Annotated in this window: 15 protein-coding genes; 6 read left to right on the forward strand and 9 right to left on the reverse strand. The window is 67.5% G+C overall.

The genetic code is table 11. The features are described 5' to 3' along the window. Nucleotides 1-76 precede the first annotated feature (76 nt). Nucleotides 77-769, reverse strand: coding sequence for a sensor domain-containing protein (locus tag ACZY1G_RS14275; protein ID WP_463822743.1), 693 nt, complete (start codon nt 767-769; stop codon nt 77-79). Nucleotides 770-777: 8 nt separating this feature from the next. Continuing rightward, nucleotides 778-1,611: a helix-turn-helix transcriptional regulator gene (locus ACZY1G_RS14280; protein ID WP_463822744.1), complete on the reverse strand. Its 834-nt coding sequence runs from the start codon at nt 1,609-1,611 to the stop codon at nt 778-780. 100 nt (nt 1,612-1,711) lie between these two features. Here ACZY1G_RS14280 and ACZY1G_RS14285 point away from each other — a divergent pair, with 100 nt between their 5' ends. Beyond that, nucleotides 1,712-2,692: an aldo/keto reductase gene (locus tag ACZY1G_RS14285; protein WP_463822745.1), complete on the forward strand. Its 981-nt coding sequence runs from the start codon at nt 1,712-1,714 to the stop codon at nt 2,690-2,692. A 12-nt stretch (nt 2,693-2,704) separates the two neighbouring features. Here ACZY1G_RS14285 and mrf read toward each other — a convergent pair whose 3' ends face one another. Then, nucleotides 2,705-3,859 carry a ribosome hibernation factor-recruiting GTPase MRF gene (mrf, locus tag ACZY1G_RS14290; RefSeq protein WP_463822746.1) on the reverse strand — a complete coding sequence of 385 codons (1,155 nt, stop codon included), beginning with the start codon at nt 3,857-3,859 and terminating at the stop codon, nt 2,705-2,707. Nucleotides 3,860-3,956: 97 nt separating this feature from the next. Between mrf and rpmB the strand changes: the two genes are divergently transcribed. Both rpmB and rpmG read left to right on the forward strand, forming a co-directional pair. After that, nucleotides 3,957-4,190, forward strand: a complete 234-nt coding sequence (rpmB, locus tag ACZY1G_RS14295; RefSeq protein WP_463812515.1) for a 50S ribosomal protein L28 — start codon at nt 3,957-3,959, stop codon at nt 4,188-4,190. Then, nucleotides 4,190-4,357, forward strand: a complete 168-nt coding sequence (rpmG, locus tag ACZY1G_RS14300; protein WP_241204663.1) for a 50S ribosomal protein L33 — start codon at nt 4,190-4,192, stop codon at nt 4,355-4,357. Before rpmB ends, rpmG begins: the two co-directional genes overlap by 1 nt. A gap of 253 nt (nt 4,358-4,610) precedes the next feature. On the opposite strand, the gene ACZY1G_RS14305 is transcribed toward rpmG, so the two are convergent. Both ACZY1G_RS14305 and ACZY1G_RS14310 read right to left on the reverse strand, forming a co-directional pair. After that, nucleotides 4,611-6,053, reverse strand: a complete 1,443-nt coding sequence (locus ACZY1G_RS14305) for a catalase (protein WP_463822747.1) — start codon at nt 6,051-6,053, stop codon at nt 4,611-4,613. Between the two features lie 84 nt (nt 6,054-6,137). Next, entirely contained in the window at nt 6,138-6,596 is a 459-nt protein-coding gene (locus ACZY1G_RS14310; RefSeq protein WP_463822748.1) for a hypothetical protein, read from the reverse strand. A 269-nt stretch (nt 6,597-6,865) separates the two neighbouring features. On the opposite strand from ACZY1G_RS14310, the gene ACZY1G_RS14315 reads away from it, so the two are divergent. Continuing rightward, the gene (locus ACZY1G_RS14315; RefSeq protein ID WP_463822749.1) at nt 6,866-7,240 is read left to right on the forward strand and encodes a hypothetical protein; all 375 of its coding nucleotides are present in this window, start codon (nt 6,866-6,868) and stop codon (nt 7,238-7,240) included. A gap of 35 nt (nt 7,241-7,275) precedes the next feature. Here ACZY1G_RS14315 and ACZY1G_RS14320 read toward each other — a convergent pair whose 3' ends face one another. Genes ACZY1G_RS14320 through ACZY1G_RS14330 form a run of 3 tightly spaced genes read right to left on the reverse strand, consistent with a single transcriptional unit; the run spans nt 7,276 to nt 10,752 of the window. Further along, entirely contained in the window at nt 7,276-8,379 is a 1,104-nt protein-coding gene (locus ACZY1G_RS14320; RefSeq protein WP_463812519.1) for a DUF4185 domain-containing protein, read from the reverse strand. Nucleotides 8,380-8,417: 38 nt separating this feature from the next. Next, nucleotides 8,418-9,455 carry an aspartate-semialdehyde dehydrogenase gene (locus tag ACZY1G_RS14325; protein WP_463823003.1) on the reverse strand — a complete coding sequence of 346 codons (1,038 nt, stop codon included), beginning with the start codon at nt 9,453-9,455 and terminating at the stop codon, nt 8,418-8,420. A 31-nt stretch (nt 9,456-9,486) separates the two neighbouring features. Further along, a complete protein-coding gene (locus tag ACZY1G_RS14330; protein WP_463812520.1) occupies nt 9,487-10,752 on the reverse strand; it encodes an aspartate kinase in 1,266 nt (421 codons plus the stop codon). Between the two features lie 98 nt (nt 10,753-10,850). Here ACZY1G_RS14330 and ACZY1G_RS14335 point away from each other — a divergent pair, with 98 nt between their 5' ends. After that, the gene (locus ACZY1G_RS14335; RefSeq protein ID WP_463812521.1) at nt 10,851-11,432 is read left to right on the forward strand and encodes a nitroreductase family protein; all 582 of its coding nucleotides are present in this window, start codon (nt 10,851-10,853) and stop codon (nt 11,430-11,432) included. Here ACZY1G_RS14335 and ACZY1G_RS14340 read toward each other — a convergent pair whose 3' ends face one another. Next, nucleotides 11,433-12,119 carry a class I SAM-dependent methyltransferase gene (locus ACZY1G_RS14340; RefSeq protein ID WP_463822750.1) on the reverse strand — a complete coding sequence of 229 codons (687 nt, stop codon included), beginning with the start codon at nt 12,117-12,119 and terminating at the stop codon, nt 11,433-11,435. Nucleotides 12,120-12,257: 138 nt separating this feature from the next. Here ACZY1G_RS14340 and ACZY1G_RS14345 point away from each other — a divergent pair, with 138 nt between their 5' ends. Further along, on the forward strand, nt 12,258-13,511 hold the full coding sequence (locus tag ACZY1G_RS14345; RefSeq protein ID WP_463812523.1) for an ammonium transporter: 1,254 nt from the start codon (nt 12,258-12,260) through the stop codon (nt 13,509-13,511). Nucleotides 13,512-13,522: the final 11 nt, after the last annotated feature.

A 13,522-nucleotide genomic window follows, 5' to 3' on the forward strand; every position in this document is an offset into this window, starting at 1 on the left:
TATCTTCCAGATCGCACCGACAATTCCCCGTCCGCGCCGTGACACACCTATGACGCGCCTGCCAGGGCTTGCAGCGTTACTGCCCGAGCGTGTTCTGCATGGCGCCGGCGAGCACGTTGACCGCGGGTCCGCCGTTGCCCGACTGGCACACCTTGGCTTGCAGCAGCACGTTCTCCCTCAAGCGGGTGGTGACGAAGCACCGCCTGTCGGTGGCTGCGCCCGAGGTCGCCGGCCACGCGGCTCCGACCTCCTGCTTGACCCAGTCGGCCTGTGCGGCGCCCGCGGGCCCGCCCGTGAAGCTCCACACCTGGGTGCTGCCGTTGTCCAGGTGCATCGCGGTGGTCTGACCGCTGCAGCCGACGGTCCGATCGACGACCCGGTGGTAGGCGCGCCCGGCGGCGTCGGCGGTGGCGAAGACGCCGACCGCCTGTTTGACGAAGTGGGTCATGTCGGACGGGGATTCCTGCGCCGTCGCGCCGCTGAACGCGGCGAGGTCGGGGTCCAGGTACACCTCGGGCAACCCGATGTCAGCCCAGTTGTTGCACACCGGGTTGTCGACCCAATAGGCCTGGGACGGCGTGGTGAACGTCGACTCGAGCCCGAGGCGAGCACCCACGATGTTGCCGACAGAGCCCTTGTTCAGTACGGCGTAGTTCACGACTCCGGGGTCGGAGGGCCGGGCGGCGGCAGGGGCTGCGAACGCGAGGCCTAGACCGACACCCACAGTGGCGACACAGCCCACGGCGACGGCTTTCACCTCACCGATCATGCCAGCCCCTACGGGGCGGCTCCGACGACGCTCAGCAGCCGCAGGTTCGCCAACGCCGCGGACCCGGGCGGGGGTGTGAGCACCACCAGCTTCTGTCCGTGGGTGGCTGCCAGGACCTCGCAGTCCAGGGTGAGTGGGCCGACGGTGGTGAGAAATGTCTTGCGCTGCATCCGCCGGACGGCCACTTCGTGGCGCTCCCACAGTTCGGCGAACTCCGAACTCTGCTGTAGGAGAGCGTCGACGAGTTCCCTGACGTCCGGGTCCGCACGCCGACGCGCCCACACCGCGCGAAGGTCGGCCACCATGATCCGACTGTGCTCGGCGCGCTCGTGCGGTGGGACCCGCTCACGCATCCGCGGTTCGGTGAACCACCGATAGCTCATGCTGGCCGACAGGCCGCTGTGGGCGTGCGCGTCGACGAGATCACCCATCAGCACCGTGGCGAGATCGTTCTGCGCCAGCACGACGTAGGTGTCCGAGGTGACGAATGCGGCGGCGTCGCGCAGCTGGTCGAGCACGAACATCAACGCGGGACCGACGTGCATCGACCGGCTCCCGCGATCGGGCGCGGCGTGGCCTGCGAGGTGGTGCAGATGGTCGGTCTCGTCCTCGGAGAGTCGGAGCGCCCGCGCCATCGCCCGGACCATCTGGGTGGACGGTTGCGTGCTCCTGCCCTGTTCCAGCCGGCCGTAGTAGTCAGCCGACATTCCTGCCAGCTGGGCCACCTCCTCGCGCCGCAGTCCTGCCGTGCGGCGACGCGCGCCGTCGGGTAGACCGACCTCGGCCGGCGTGATGGCCTCCCGGCGTCGGCGCAGGAAGCCGGCGAGCGCGTCACGATCCATAGGGAAATTGTCGTCGCGACGTCCCCGTTCAGCCAGGGACTCCGGGTCCCCGGCAGAACGTGCCGTGGCTGCCAACTCGCAGTGCGTCGACAGTGAGATCATGCGAACCGCCACACTCAGAACACTGACCACATCCGCACTCGGGCTCGGCTGCATGGGCATGTCGGGTGCCTACGGCCACGCCGACCGAACGGAGAGCATCGCGACGATCCATGCGGCCCTCGACGCGGGAATCACGCTACTGGACACCGGAGATTTCTACGGCATGGGCCACAACGAACTGGTGCTGGGCGAGGCACTGAGGTCGATCCCCCGCGACTCGTACCAGCTGAGCGTCAAATTCGGTGGGCAACTCGGCCCGGACGGCGCATGGCTCGGCTTCGATGCTCGTCCGGCGTCGGTGAAGGCCGCCGCAGCCTATTCGTTGCAGCGACTGGGCACCGATCACATCGACGTCTACCGTCCCGCACGCCTGGATCCGATGGTGCCGATCGAGGAAACCGTGGGTGCCATCGGCGAACTCGTCGACAGCGGCTACGTCCGGCACATCGGGTTGTCCGAGGTCGGCGCCGACACCATACGGCGGGCCACCACGGTACGGCCGATCACGGATCTGCAGATCGAGTACTCCCTCGCCTCCCGCGGTGTGGAACGCGAGATCCGTTCGGTCTGCCGGGAACTCGGCATCGGAATCACTGCCTACGGCGTGTTGGGCCGTGGCCTCCTGGGCGGACATTGGACCGCGTCCGGCGCCGGCGACATGCGGACCCGCAGTCCGCGGTTCTCCGGTGAAAACCTCACGCGCAACCTCGATCTGGTCGAATCTCTCCGCACAGTGGCCGAGGACCTCGGCATCTCTGTGGCACAGGCGGCCATCGCGTGGGTGGTGGCACGTGGCACCGACGTCGTCGCGTTGATCGGCGCGCGCACTCGCATCCGGCTGCAGGAGGCCCTCGGCGCGATCGACGTGGACCTGACCGAGGCCCAGCTCGCCCGCATCGAGTCCGCGGTGCCCGCGAACCAGGTGGCCGGTGACCGCTACCCCGCCGCGCACATGGCGTCGCTCGACTCGGAACGGTGAGCATCCACCGCCTCAGCCGTCGGCACGGTCTTCGCGCTCGGTCGGCCCCGCGGACACAGCGTCCCCGCACGGGTCGGTGTGCCAGTCCCCGAAAGGGTCCGCGTAGCTGGACCATTCGTGTGCACTGTTCATCTCGGCGTCGGTGAGCACAGCGTCGCGCAGTGCACGCGTGATGTCCCGGGCGTGTGCGCCGCACGTCAGCACCGCCAACGAGGTGTGCCGGTCACCGTGGCGCGCGTCCCACATCAGGTTCGCCATCGCCCGACGTTCCGGATTGACATAGGCGACCTCACGAGTTGTCATCGCAGCCAACCACTTTCCCGCGTTGCTCACCCTCAGTCCCCCGCCGGCGGACTCCAACCACATCACCCGGCCGGGCCGGTTGGCCAGCCAGAGCCGCCCTCGGCTGCGGATCACGCCGTCGAGCAGCACGTCGAGTGCGTCGTGTAGGCGCTGGGGATGGAAGGGACGCCGCGCGGTGAATTCGACCAATCCGACGCGGCCGTCGGAATCCAACGGCGGTTGACCACCCAACAGCGATGCGTGCGGATCGTCGCTGCGCCCGCGCCGCGCGTCGGGTTCCAGGTGCGCGAGTGAGAGTTCGAGCCGGTGGGTGCCGACGGTCACGCGGGCTCGCGGCGCGAGTCGGCGAACCACGGCGAGCGTCTCGGGCTCCGGGGCGCTCGCGACGACGACGTCGGCGAATTCGACCTGCCCGACGACCACCTGCGCCACAGTGCGACCGTCGGCCAGCTCCTCCTCGCCGAGCGCCTGGGACAGCCAACTGTGGGCGTCGACGGCGCTGATCACTGCTGCGAGGGACACCTCACGCGAAGCGGGCGAATGCGTGATCGCGACACAGACGGGTTCGGGTTCCAGCCACGGCGCGAGGCGCACGACGATCCGGTCGACGCCGCCGCGGCGGTGTAGGTGGCACAGATGGGCCAGCAGATCCTCGCGCACGGTGCAGGCGAGGCAGCAGTTCCTCAATTCCAGCACGGTATCGGCCTTGACGGTGATCCCGCGCTGCATCGACGCGGTGGTGCGGTGCACCACGTGGCCGTCGAAGTAGTGCTCCACCAGCGTCGTCCCCGGCCGTTCGAGAAGAACTCGGGCGATGTCGCCGGTGCCGTCCTGGCCGGCTACGACGATGACGGGGGTGCGCATCGACAGACTCCTTATCGGGAATGATTTTCAATAATGACGCGTTCACGCTACAGTTCGGTCCGCATCTTGTCGAAAACGATTTCCATTAAGGAGCGCCATGTCGGCTCACTGCCAGGTCACCGGCCGCGCACCCAGCTTCGGCAACGCGGTGTCGCACTCGCACCGCCGCACCCGTCGGCGCTGGGACCCCAACATCCAACACAAGACCTATTACCTACCGTCCGAAGGTCGCCGAATCACGTTGCGCGTCAGCGCTAAAGGCATCAAGACCATCGACCGTGACGGCATCGAATCGGTGGTGGCCCGCCTCCGCCGGGAAGGAAAGATCTGATGGCACGCACCACTGATGTCCGCCCTGTGGTCAAGCTCCGCTCGACGGCAGGCACGGGCTACACCTATGTCACGCGCAAGAACCGGCGCAATGATCCGGATCGGATTGTGTTGCGCAAGTACGACCCTGTCGCTCGCCGGCACGTCGATTTCCGCGAAGAGCGCTGATGGCCAAGAAATCGAAGGTCGTCGCCGACGCTCCGGATCACCCGAGGCGCGCGCAGGGGCTCAGGTGAAGCAGCGGCTCACGTGGAGCTGAACCGGATGCGCGAACTCGCCCACCGCGGCGACCTGCCCGTCGCACTGGCGATCAAGACGGCGCGGGAGATGGCGCTGCCGCCCTATCCGGGTCAGCGCTGAGCGCACGGTTTCTGACGGATTTCGCGCGAAAACTGTCAGAAACCGTGCACTCGCTGCAGACCTAGGCGCCTCGCACGCCCTCTTCGACCTTCTTGCCCAGATCGGGATCGACGTTGCGCCAGTATTCGAAGACCCGGGACAGCACCGGCTCCTTCACACCGTCAGACACGTGACCGACGATGTTGTGCACCAGTCGATCTCGCGCGTCGTCGTCGAGAACGTCCCGCACGAGGGTGCCGGCCTGACTCCAATCGTCGTCCTCGGCCCGCAACGCGTACGCCGAGCGCACCATGTCCCCGTCGGACGCCCAGTGCACTTCCGAAGCCCGCCGCGGATCAGCCTCGGGTCCGCCCATCGAGTTCGGCGCGTACACGGGATCGGTGACGTTGTGGATGCGCATCGGCCCGTCCTTGGAGTAGGCGCGCACCTCGACCTTGGGTTCGTTGACCGGAATTTGCTTGTAGTTCACCCCGAGCCGGTGCCGGTGGGCGTCGGCGTAGGAGAAGCCGCGTGCCAGCAACATCTTGTCGGGGCTCAGACCGGTGCCCGGCACGATGTTGTTCGGTTCGAACGCGGCCTGCTCAATCTGGGCGTGGTAGTCGACGACGTTGCGGTTGAGCGTCATCTTGCCGACCTGCTGCAGCGGATAGTCGCTGTGCGGCCACACCTTCGTGAGATCGAAGGGGTTGAAGCGGTAGGTCTTCGCGTCCTCGAACGGCATCACCTGTACGTGCAGAGTCCAGCTCGGGAAGTTGCCGTCCTCGATCGCGGTGAACAAGTCCCGCTGGTGGTAGTCACCGTCTTCGCCCGCCAGCCGGTCGGCGTCCTCTTGGGTGAGGAAGTCGATGCCCTGATCGGTCTTGAAGTGGTACTTCACCCAGAACAGCTCATCGCTGGCGTTGACCCAGCTGTAGGTGTGGCTGGAGTAGCCGTTCATGTTCCGCCATGTCTTCGGGATGCCACGGTCCCCCATCAGCCACGTGACCTGATGCGCCGACTCCGGGGACAACGTCCAGAAGTCCCACTGCATGTGGTGATCGCGCACGTTGGAGGCCTGCAGCCGCTTCTGGCTGCGGATGAAGTTCTGGAACTTCATCGGATCACGTAGGAAGAACACCGGCGTGTTGTTGCCGACCATGTCGAAGTTGCCCTCCGACGTGTAGAACTTCAGGGCGAACCCGCGCGGGTCACGCCAGGTGTCTGGGCTGCCCCGCTCGCCGGCCACCGTCGAAAACCGGGCCACCATCTCGGTTTTGACGCCCGGTTGGAGGAAGGCCGCCTTGGTCAACGCGCTGACGTCGTGTGTCACCTCGAACTCTCCGAAGGCGCCCCCACCCTTGGCGTGGGGCTGACGCTCGGGGATGCGCTCCCGGTTGAAGTTGGCCATCTGTTCGAGCAGATAGTGGTCCTGCAGCAGGATGGGCCCGTCGGGACCGACGGTCAGCGAGTGCTCGAGGCTGGGGACCGGTGCCCCGCCGTCGGTGGTCGCGTACTTCTCAGACATCTGATCTCCTCGGCGCTGGGCGGCTGTCGGGCTGAGCCGCCATCCATCGCCGCATACCCCCAAAGCCGCGCGAAAAATCCGCCCTCAGGGCCGCGGCGGCGCCGGCGTATCGGGAGCCTGCGGAGAACCGCCGGGTGGGCGCGGGATCTCGATGATCTGTCCCCGGCCGAAGGGACCCGAAAAGGAGGGACCGCGCTGGAACCCTCCCGGCGGGCCCATCGGGAACATCGCCGGACCGGGGCGCATCATCATCTCGTGGCCGCGGTCGTAGTCGCGATGGTTGCCGACGGCCTTCCCGGTGAAGAAGCCCGCACCGAAGATCACGACCACGATGAACAGCGACCCGGCGACGATGCCGACCCAGGCGGCCACCTTGGTGAGGCGGCTGGACCGCTCGACGTACACGGTCTGGGGCGGGCCCGGGTAGGTGACCGGCTGCTCGGTGGAGGTGGGAGGTGGCGGCGTGAAGACGGGTCCAGTAACGGGCTCGTTGTGGTCCGGCGGGGGTGACGAGGGTGTCGACGGTGGCGGTGTCTCACTCATGCGCACGATCCTGCTCCACGACGCACAACAACGGTTAGGTGTGGCCTGTGAATTGGCTATGAGGCTGCGCTGGTAGTCAGTCGGAGCTCGGGATATCCTGCGGAAACGTCACCGTGGGGAGAAGCCATGATCGGCATCGACGGACCCTGGCCCGGCGGACGTTGGCGCGGCGGCGGTGGGGTCACGTTCTGAGGTACCAAAGGCCCACCTCCCTGTCGATCATCGTCATCGTCGTTATCCTCAGCGCCTGCGCGGGCCACGGCCCCGAGGTGGTCACGTCGATCCAGTACGACGGCGAACGCCGTACCATCACCACCCGGGATGTGAGCTGTGTCAGACAGCCGGATGACAGTGTGGTGATCCTGGTGAGCGAGGGGCGACGTCGAATGGTCCGCCTGCACATTGGCCGTCATCGCCAGATCACGGTGTTCAGAGTCGGGCTCCGCCACGACGACCTCAGGGGTTTCGTCGCCGACCCGGACGCCGTCGTCGGCACGAAGGTCGACGACACCTACACCGTCCGCGGGCGGATGCCGCCGAACGACAGCGAGCGCGAGGGGCACAGCTTCAGCATCGAAACCAGCTGCCCGGGATACCGCGATGCGGCGCCCGACGAGATGGTGCCGGCGCTCGGGGTGCCATGAGGCTCGCTCGGTGGATCTCGGTGAGAGACCTGCGATCAGGGTTTGAGCGGGTTCACCGCGAACTGAATGACCCGGTACGGGCTTCCGCCACGGGGGGCGGTGTTCCACTGGCTGACGAACACGCGCACGGCATCGGGTGTGGAGGCAGGCGAGAGATAGCCGCCGTAGGGCTGGGCGAGCCGATTGTCCTGTGGCGCAGGCAGATCGTCGGCCTGCTCCGGCCAGGGCGCCGCGACGACGACGGTGGTCACCGGTGCGGTTCCGAGCTGGGTCGGATCGTCGGCGACGCGCATCTCCATGTTCCCGGTGCTGGCATTGAAGTACGACAGCACTGTCCGCCCGTCGATCTGGCGCACGCTCATCTCACCGATCCGGTCACCCCACAGCGGGGCCGGCCGCATGCCCCATCCGGCGGGAGACCACGCCTGCCAGGAAGCCCGATCGGTGAACGTCTGCGGCGGAGTCCGGTAGAGGGTCAGCGGGCCGGTGCGATCGAAATTGTTCGCGACGATGTACACCCAACCCCGCGGCGAGTCAGGAGTCGGGATCGGATCGTAGTAACCGCTGATCTGGGACTGCCCGCCGCCGGCATAGCCGGCGTCGCGCACAGAGCCGGGCACGGTGGCCCATCTGCCCTGTCCTGCATCAGCTTTGACCAGCCGTGACGACTGGGGGCGCAGATCCTTGGTCGTGGTGACGAGCAGATAGTTCTCGCGGTTGATCTCGACGATGCCCGCGGGCAGCTGTGACGAACCCGGCGGCGTCGGGTCGGCGAGCAGCGGAGTGCCGATACCCGTCACTCCGTCGTAGCGCACTCCGCCGGGGTCTTCCAGCGAGCCGTCGACGACATGTAGTGCGATCGGCGAGTACCACCCGCCGAAGCCGACGCCCTGGCCGGCGAAGCTGTCACCGCACACCTGCAGGATGCCGGAGGGGAACTGCATGAACTCGCACAGGTCCGTCGCACCGATACCGTAATCGGCTGTCGGCGTTCCGGTTCCGGCCACCGGGCCGACGCGCAGCACCTGCCCCGGCTGCAGCGGCGGCAGTTCGACCGGCGTGGCATTCGCCCCGGCAGCGAGCACGAGGGTGAGCGCGGGCGGCAGCAGCAGCGCCGAGATCGACGAAATGGCGCCCATCTCTCGCACTTACCCGCCCAAACGTCGGTTTCGGCGTACTAGAGCTGGGCGGCCAGTAACTCGGCGATCTGAATGGTGTTCAGCGCCGCGCCTTTTCGCAGATTGTCGCCGGAGACGAACAGCGCGAGCCCTCGACCGTCGGGCACGCCCGGGTCCTGCCGGATGCGGCCGACCAGCGACTCATCGGTACCGGCGGCCGCCAGCGGCGTCGGGACGTCGACCAGCGTGACGCCCGGCGCGCCGGAGAGGATCTCGGTGGCTTCGGCGGCCGACAACGGCTGTGCGAACTCGACATTCAGCGACAGCGAATGCCCGGTGTAGACCGGCACCCGCACACAGGTACCCGACACTGCGAGGTCAGGAATCCCGAGAATCTTGCGGCTCTCGTTGCGCAGCTTTTGGTCCTCGTCGGTCTCACCGGAGCCGTCGTCGACCAGCGATCCGGCCAGCGGAACGACGTTGAACGCGATCGGCGCCACGTACTTGTTCGGCGCCGGGAACGCCACGGCGCTCCCGTCGTGCACCAGCGCCTGACTCTCGGACACCACGGCGCTGGCCTGACCGAACAGTTCCTCGACACCGGCGAGCCCACTGCCCGAGACCGCCTGGTAGGTGGAGGCGATCATGCGCACCAGGCCGGCCTTCTCGTGCAGCGGCTTGAGCACCGGCATCGCGGCCATCGTCGTGCAGTTCGGGTTGGCGATGATGCCCTTGGGCCGCACCCCGGCGTCCCGCGCGAAGTTCACCTCCGAGACCACCAGCGGCACATCGGGATCCTTGCGCCACGCCGAGGAGTTGTCGATCACGACTGCGCCCGCGGCGGCGAATCTCGGCGCCTGCACCCGCGACATCGTCGCACCGGCGGAGAACAGCGCGATGTCCAGTCCGGACGGGTCGGCCGTCTCGGAGTCCTCGACCTCGATCTCCTGCCCGCGGAACTCCAACTTCTTGCCCGCCGAGCGGGCCGAGGCGAAGAACCGGACCTCGGTGGCCGGAAAGTCGCGCTGCACCAACAGGGTTCGCATGACCTGACCGACCTGGCCGGTCGCTCCCACAACACCGATGCTCACCATTATTTCCCCCGTCGCTTCGCTCGCCCGGCCATAGTCAGCGTCCCGTTCCCGCATAGACGACGGCTTCCTCGTCGCCCCCGAGCCCGAAGGCTTCGTGCAGGGCGGCGACGGCGCGGTCGAGTTCGGTGTCCTTGATCAGCACCGAGATACGGATCTCGGAGGTGGAGATCAGGTCGATGTTGATGCCGGCCTTGGCCAGCGCCTCGCAGAAGGTCGCCGTGACGCCGGGGTGGCTGCGCATGCCGGCACCGATGAGCGAGACCTTGCCGATGTGATCGTCGTAGAGCACCCGGGTGAAGCCGATCTCGTCCTGCAGGGAGGTCAGCTTCTCCACCGCGCCCGGCCCGCTCTCCCGCGAGCAGGTGAACGTGATGTCGGTCTTTCCGTCTTCGACCTTGGAGATGTTCTGCAGCACCATGTCGATGTTGACGTCGGTGTCGGCGATCGCGCGGAACACCTGGGCGGCGTAGCCGGGGACGTCGGGCAGGCCGACGACGGTCACCTTCGCCTCCCCGCGGTCGTGGGCTACTCCGGTGAGGATGGCGTCTTCCATGGGGATGTCCTCGATCGATCCTGTGACGATGGTGCCCGGCCGGTCGGAGTACGACGAGCGGACGTGGATGGGCAAATCGAACCGGCGGGCGTACTCGACGCACCGCAACATCAGCACCTTGGCGCCCGCCGCGGCCATCTCGAGCATCTCCTCGAAGGAGACGGTGTCCAGGCGCCGGGCGTTGGGCACGATTCGCGGGTCGGCGGTGAAGATGCCGTCGACGTCGGTGTAGATCTCACAGACGTCGGCGTTCAGGGCCGCTGCGACGGCGACGGCGGTGGTGTCGGAGCCGCCGCGGCCGAGGGTGGTGACGTCCTTGGTGTCCTGGCTGACGCCCTGGAAGCCGGCGACGAGCACGATCTGGCCCTCGTCGAGCGCCGAGCGCAGCCGGGTGGGGGTGACGTCGATGATCTTGGCGTTGCCGTGGGTGCCGGTGGTGACCACGCCGGCCTGGGAGCCGGTGAAGGAGCGGGCCTGGGCACCGAGCGACTCGATCGCCATCGCGACCAGCGCGTTGGAGATCCGCTCCCCAGCAGTCAGGAGCATGTCGAGTTCGCGAGCTGGGGGGGCCGGGCAGACTTGTTTGGCCAGGTCGAGCAGCTCGTCGGTGGTGTCGCCCATCGCCGAGACCACGACCACGACGTCGTTGCCGGCCTTCTTGGTTTCGACGATGCGCTCGGCCACACGGCGGATGCGCTCGGCGTCGGACACCGAGGATCCGCCGTACTTCTGTACGACGAGCGCCACTGCAGAACCTTTCATCACTGTTTCGACAGCCGGGGAGATCCCGAACAAGGATAAAGGCTGCGCGCTCCCGATTTATTCGCGCCAGTAGCGTCGCCGGTGTGACGTCCCCTGATCGGTTGGCCCAGACCTCGGTCCCCGTGCACCCGCCTATCGCTGCTCGCTGGAGTCCGCGCGCGTTCGATCCGGCGGCCGACCTCACCGACGACGAGCTGATCGCGCTCCTCGAGGCCGCCCGGTGGGCGCCGACGTGGGGGCGACGCCAGCCGGTGCGGTTCGTGGTGGCCCGCCGCGGCGACGAGACGTTCGGCACGTTGGCCGACCTGCTCAGGGGAGGGAACAGCTACGCCAAGGTGGCCAGCGCCCTGATCCTGTTGTGCGCCGATCAGGGACCTGACGAGAACACCGCGCAGTACGCCTGTGTCGACGCCGGGTCGGCCCTGGGGATGCTGTCGGTCGAGGCCGTCGCGCGGGGCCTCATCGTGCACCCGATGGCGGGCTTTTCTACCGAGGGGGCCGTCGAGGCGTTCGATCTGCCCGAAGAGCTGCGCCCGTTGATGGTGATCGCGGTCGGCCGGCTCGGCGACTACGCCGACGTAGACCCCGACATCGCCGAGCGCGATCGCGCGCCCCGCGAACGGCGCCCGCTGGACGAGATCGTGCTCAACTGGCCGCTGAGCTGATCAGCGCGGGTCCGGGATCGCCCGGATGGCCATGAAGCCGGTGGGTTCGTGGGTCAGCTGGCGGTACTTGTCCGCGTCGATGCTCGCCGCCTCCGGGACCGGCCGCGGTTCCGTCAACCGCTCGATCAGGAAGCCGGCGGCGCGCAGCTCGTCGCAGGTCTGCTCGAGCGGCGCCAGCCAGTAACGCACCCTCCAGCCACGACTCCACGTCTCCTCGATCACCCTGCTCTCGAAGTAGTTCCCCCCGTGGCGCAGCCAGTCGCCGGTGGGATGCTGGCGCGACAGCACGAGGGCACCGTCGGGGCGCAGCACCCGTCGCAACTCGCGCAGCGCGCCGACACGGTCGTCGACGTACTCCAGCGCCAGCGCGAACAGCACGAGATCGACGGACTCATCGGCGACCCAGTGCAGGGGTTCGGCGAGATCGTGGACCCGGAAGCGTCCGGCTGGGGCGTGCCGGCGCGCCAACTCGACCATCCGGGGACTCTGATCGAATCCGACAACGGCGGCGCCGCGCCGGATCAACTCGGCGGCGTAGAGCCCCGGACCGCAGGCCGCGTCCAGAACGGTCTTTGCTGCCACGTCGCCGAGGAGCGCAAGGCACGCCGGGCGGTCGTAGTGGGCATTGAACAGGCCGTCGTAGGCGTGATCACGGAATTCGTCGGCGAACACGTCGTACTGGGGCACGCGCCCCACCTCGTCCGGCATGGCTCCCTCCAATCTCGTTACGCGCCCGAAACCTGAGGAAACAGTCCACGTAACAGAGACATCGGTAACTGTCGGTGAACGGCTCCGCAGCGGAGCCGGTAATCGCAGGAGAACTCTATGGATACAGGGACGACCGCGTTCATGCTGTGTTGCATCATCGGCCTCACGCTGATGATCCCCGGTCTCGCGTTGTTCTACGGCGGCATGGTGTCCGTCAAGAGCTCGACGAACATGATGATGATGACGTTCGGCGCGGTCGCTGTGGTCGGCGTGCTGTGGGTGCTGTTCGGCTTCTCGATGGTCTTCGGCACCTCCTACGGCGGCTTCCTCGGCAACCTGACCGAATTCGCCGGAATGAAGGATCTTCTCGAGACGCAGACCACGATCTCTGGCCTGCCGGTCAGTTTGTTCTCGATCTTCCAGGCGCTGTTCGCCGCCATCACCGTGGCGCTGATCTCCGGTGCGGTCGCCGACCGGATGAAGTTCGGCGCGTGGATGGGCTTCGCGACGCTGTGGGCGGTGCTGGTGTACTTCCCGGTCGCCCATTGGGTTTTCGCGTTCGACGGCGTGGTCACCGAGGATTCGGCCGGTGGCTGGATCGCCAACAAACTCAAGGCGATCGACTTCGCCGGCGGCACCGCGGTGCACATCAACGCCGGTGCGGCCGCGCTGGCCGTCGCCATCGTGCTCGGCAAGTCGGCGAGCTGGGGTCAGCTGCGCAAGCCGCACAACGTGCCTCTGACGCTGCTGGGTGCCGGCCTGCTGTGGGCCGGCTGGTATGCCTTCAACGGTGGTTCGGCCCTGGCAGCGGGCAATTCGGCCGCGATCGTCATGGTGACCACGTTTGTCGCGACCTGCGCGGCGACGCTGGCGTGGATCGCCGTGGAGAAGATCAAGGACGGTCACGTCACCGGCGTCGGCGCGGCCTCGGGTGCGATCACCGGCCTGGTCGCGATCACCCCCGCCTGCGGTGCGGTGACCCCCGTCGGTGCCATCATCCTCGGCGCGATCGCCGGCGCGGTGTGCGTCTACGCGGTGGGCCTGAAGGAGCGCTTCGGCTACGACGATTCGCTCGACGTGGTCGGGGTGCACCTGGTCGGTGGCGTCATCGGCACCCTGCTGATCGGCCTCCTGGCCAGCGACTCGATGCCCAATGCGACCAACGGCCTGTTCTACGGTGGCGGCTTCGACCAGCTGTGGCGCCAAGCCGTGGCAGCGGGCGCGGTCATGGTCTACTCGTTCGTCGTCGCCGGCATCATCGCTTATGCGCTGAAAAAGACTGTCGGCATCCGCATTTCGCCCGACGACGAGGAGAAGGGCATCGACGCCGCGTTCCACCGCGAGGCGTCGTACGAACTCGCTCCCGTCTGACGGATCACTCG

This window comes from Mycobacterium sp. IDUB_5 (assembly GCF_055419565.1).

Coding starts and splice junctions, on each gene's coding strand:
- ACZY1G_RS14275 (WP_463822743.1), bottom strand. CDS start 769: ATGATCGGTGAGGTGAAAGCCGTCGCCGTGGGCTGTGTCGCCACTGTG.
- ACZY1G_RS14280 (WP_463822744.1), bottom strand. CDS start 1,611: ATGGATCGTGACGCGCTCGCCGGCTTCCTGCGCCGACGCCGGGAGGCC.
- ACZY1G_RS14285 (WP_463822745.1), top strand. CDS start 1,712: ATGCGAACCGCCACACTCAGAACACTGACCACATCCGCACTCGGGCTC.
- mrf (WP_463822746.1), bottom strand. CDS start 3,859: ATGCGCACCCCCGTCATCGTCGTAGCCGGCCAGGACGGCACCGGCGAC.
- rpmB (WP_463812515.1), top strand. CDS start 3,957: ATGTCGGCTCACTGCCAGGTCACCGGCCGCGCACCCAGCTTCGGCAAC.
- rpmG (WP_241204663.1), top strand. CDS start 4,190: ATGGCACGCACCACTGATGTCCGCCCTGTGGTCAAGCTCCGCTCGACG.
- ACZY1G_RS14305 (WP_463822747.1), bottom strand. CDS start 6,053: ATGTCTGAGAAGTACGCGACCACCGACGGCGGGGCACCGGTCCCCAGC.
- ACZY1G_RS14310 (WP_463822748.1), bottom strand. CDS start 6,596: ATGAGTGAGACACCGCCACCGTCGACACCCTCGTCACCCCCGCCGGAC.
- ACZY1G_RS14320 (WP_463812519.1), bottom strand. CDS start 8,379: ATGGGCGCCATTTCGTCGATCTCGGCGCTGCTGCTGCCGCCCGCGCTC.
- ACZY1G_RS14345 (WP_463812523.1), top strand. CDS start 12,258: ATGGATACAGGGACGACCGCGTTCATGCTGTGTTGCATCATCGGCCTC.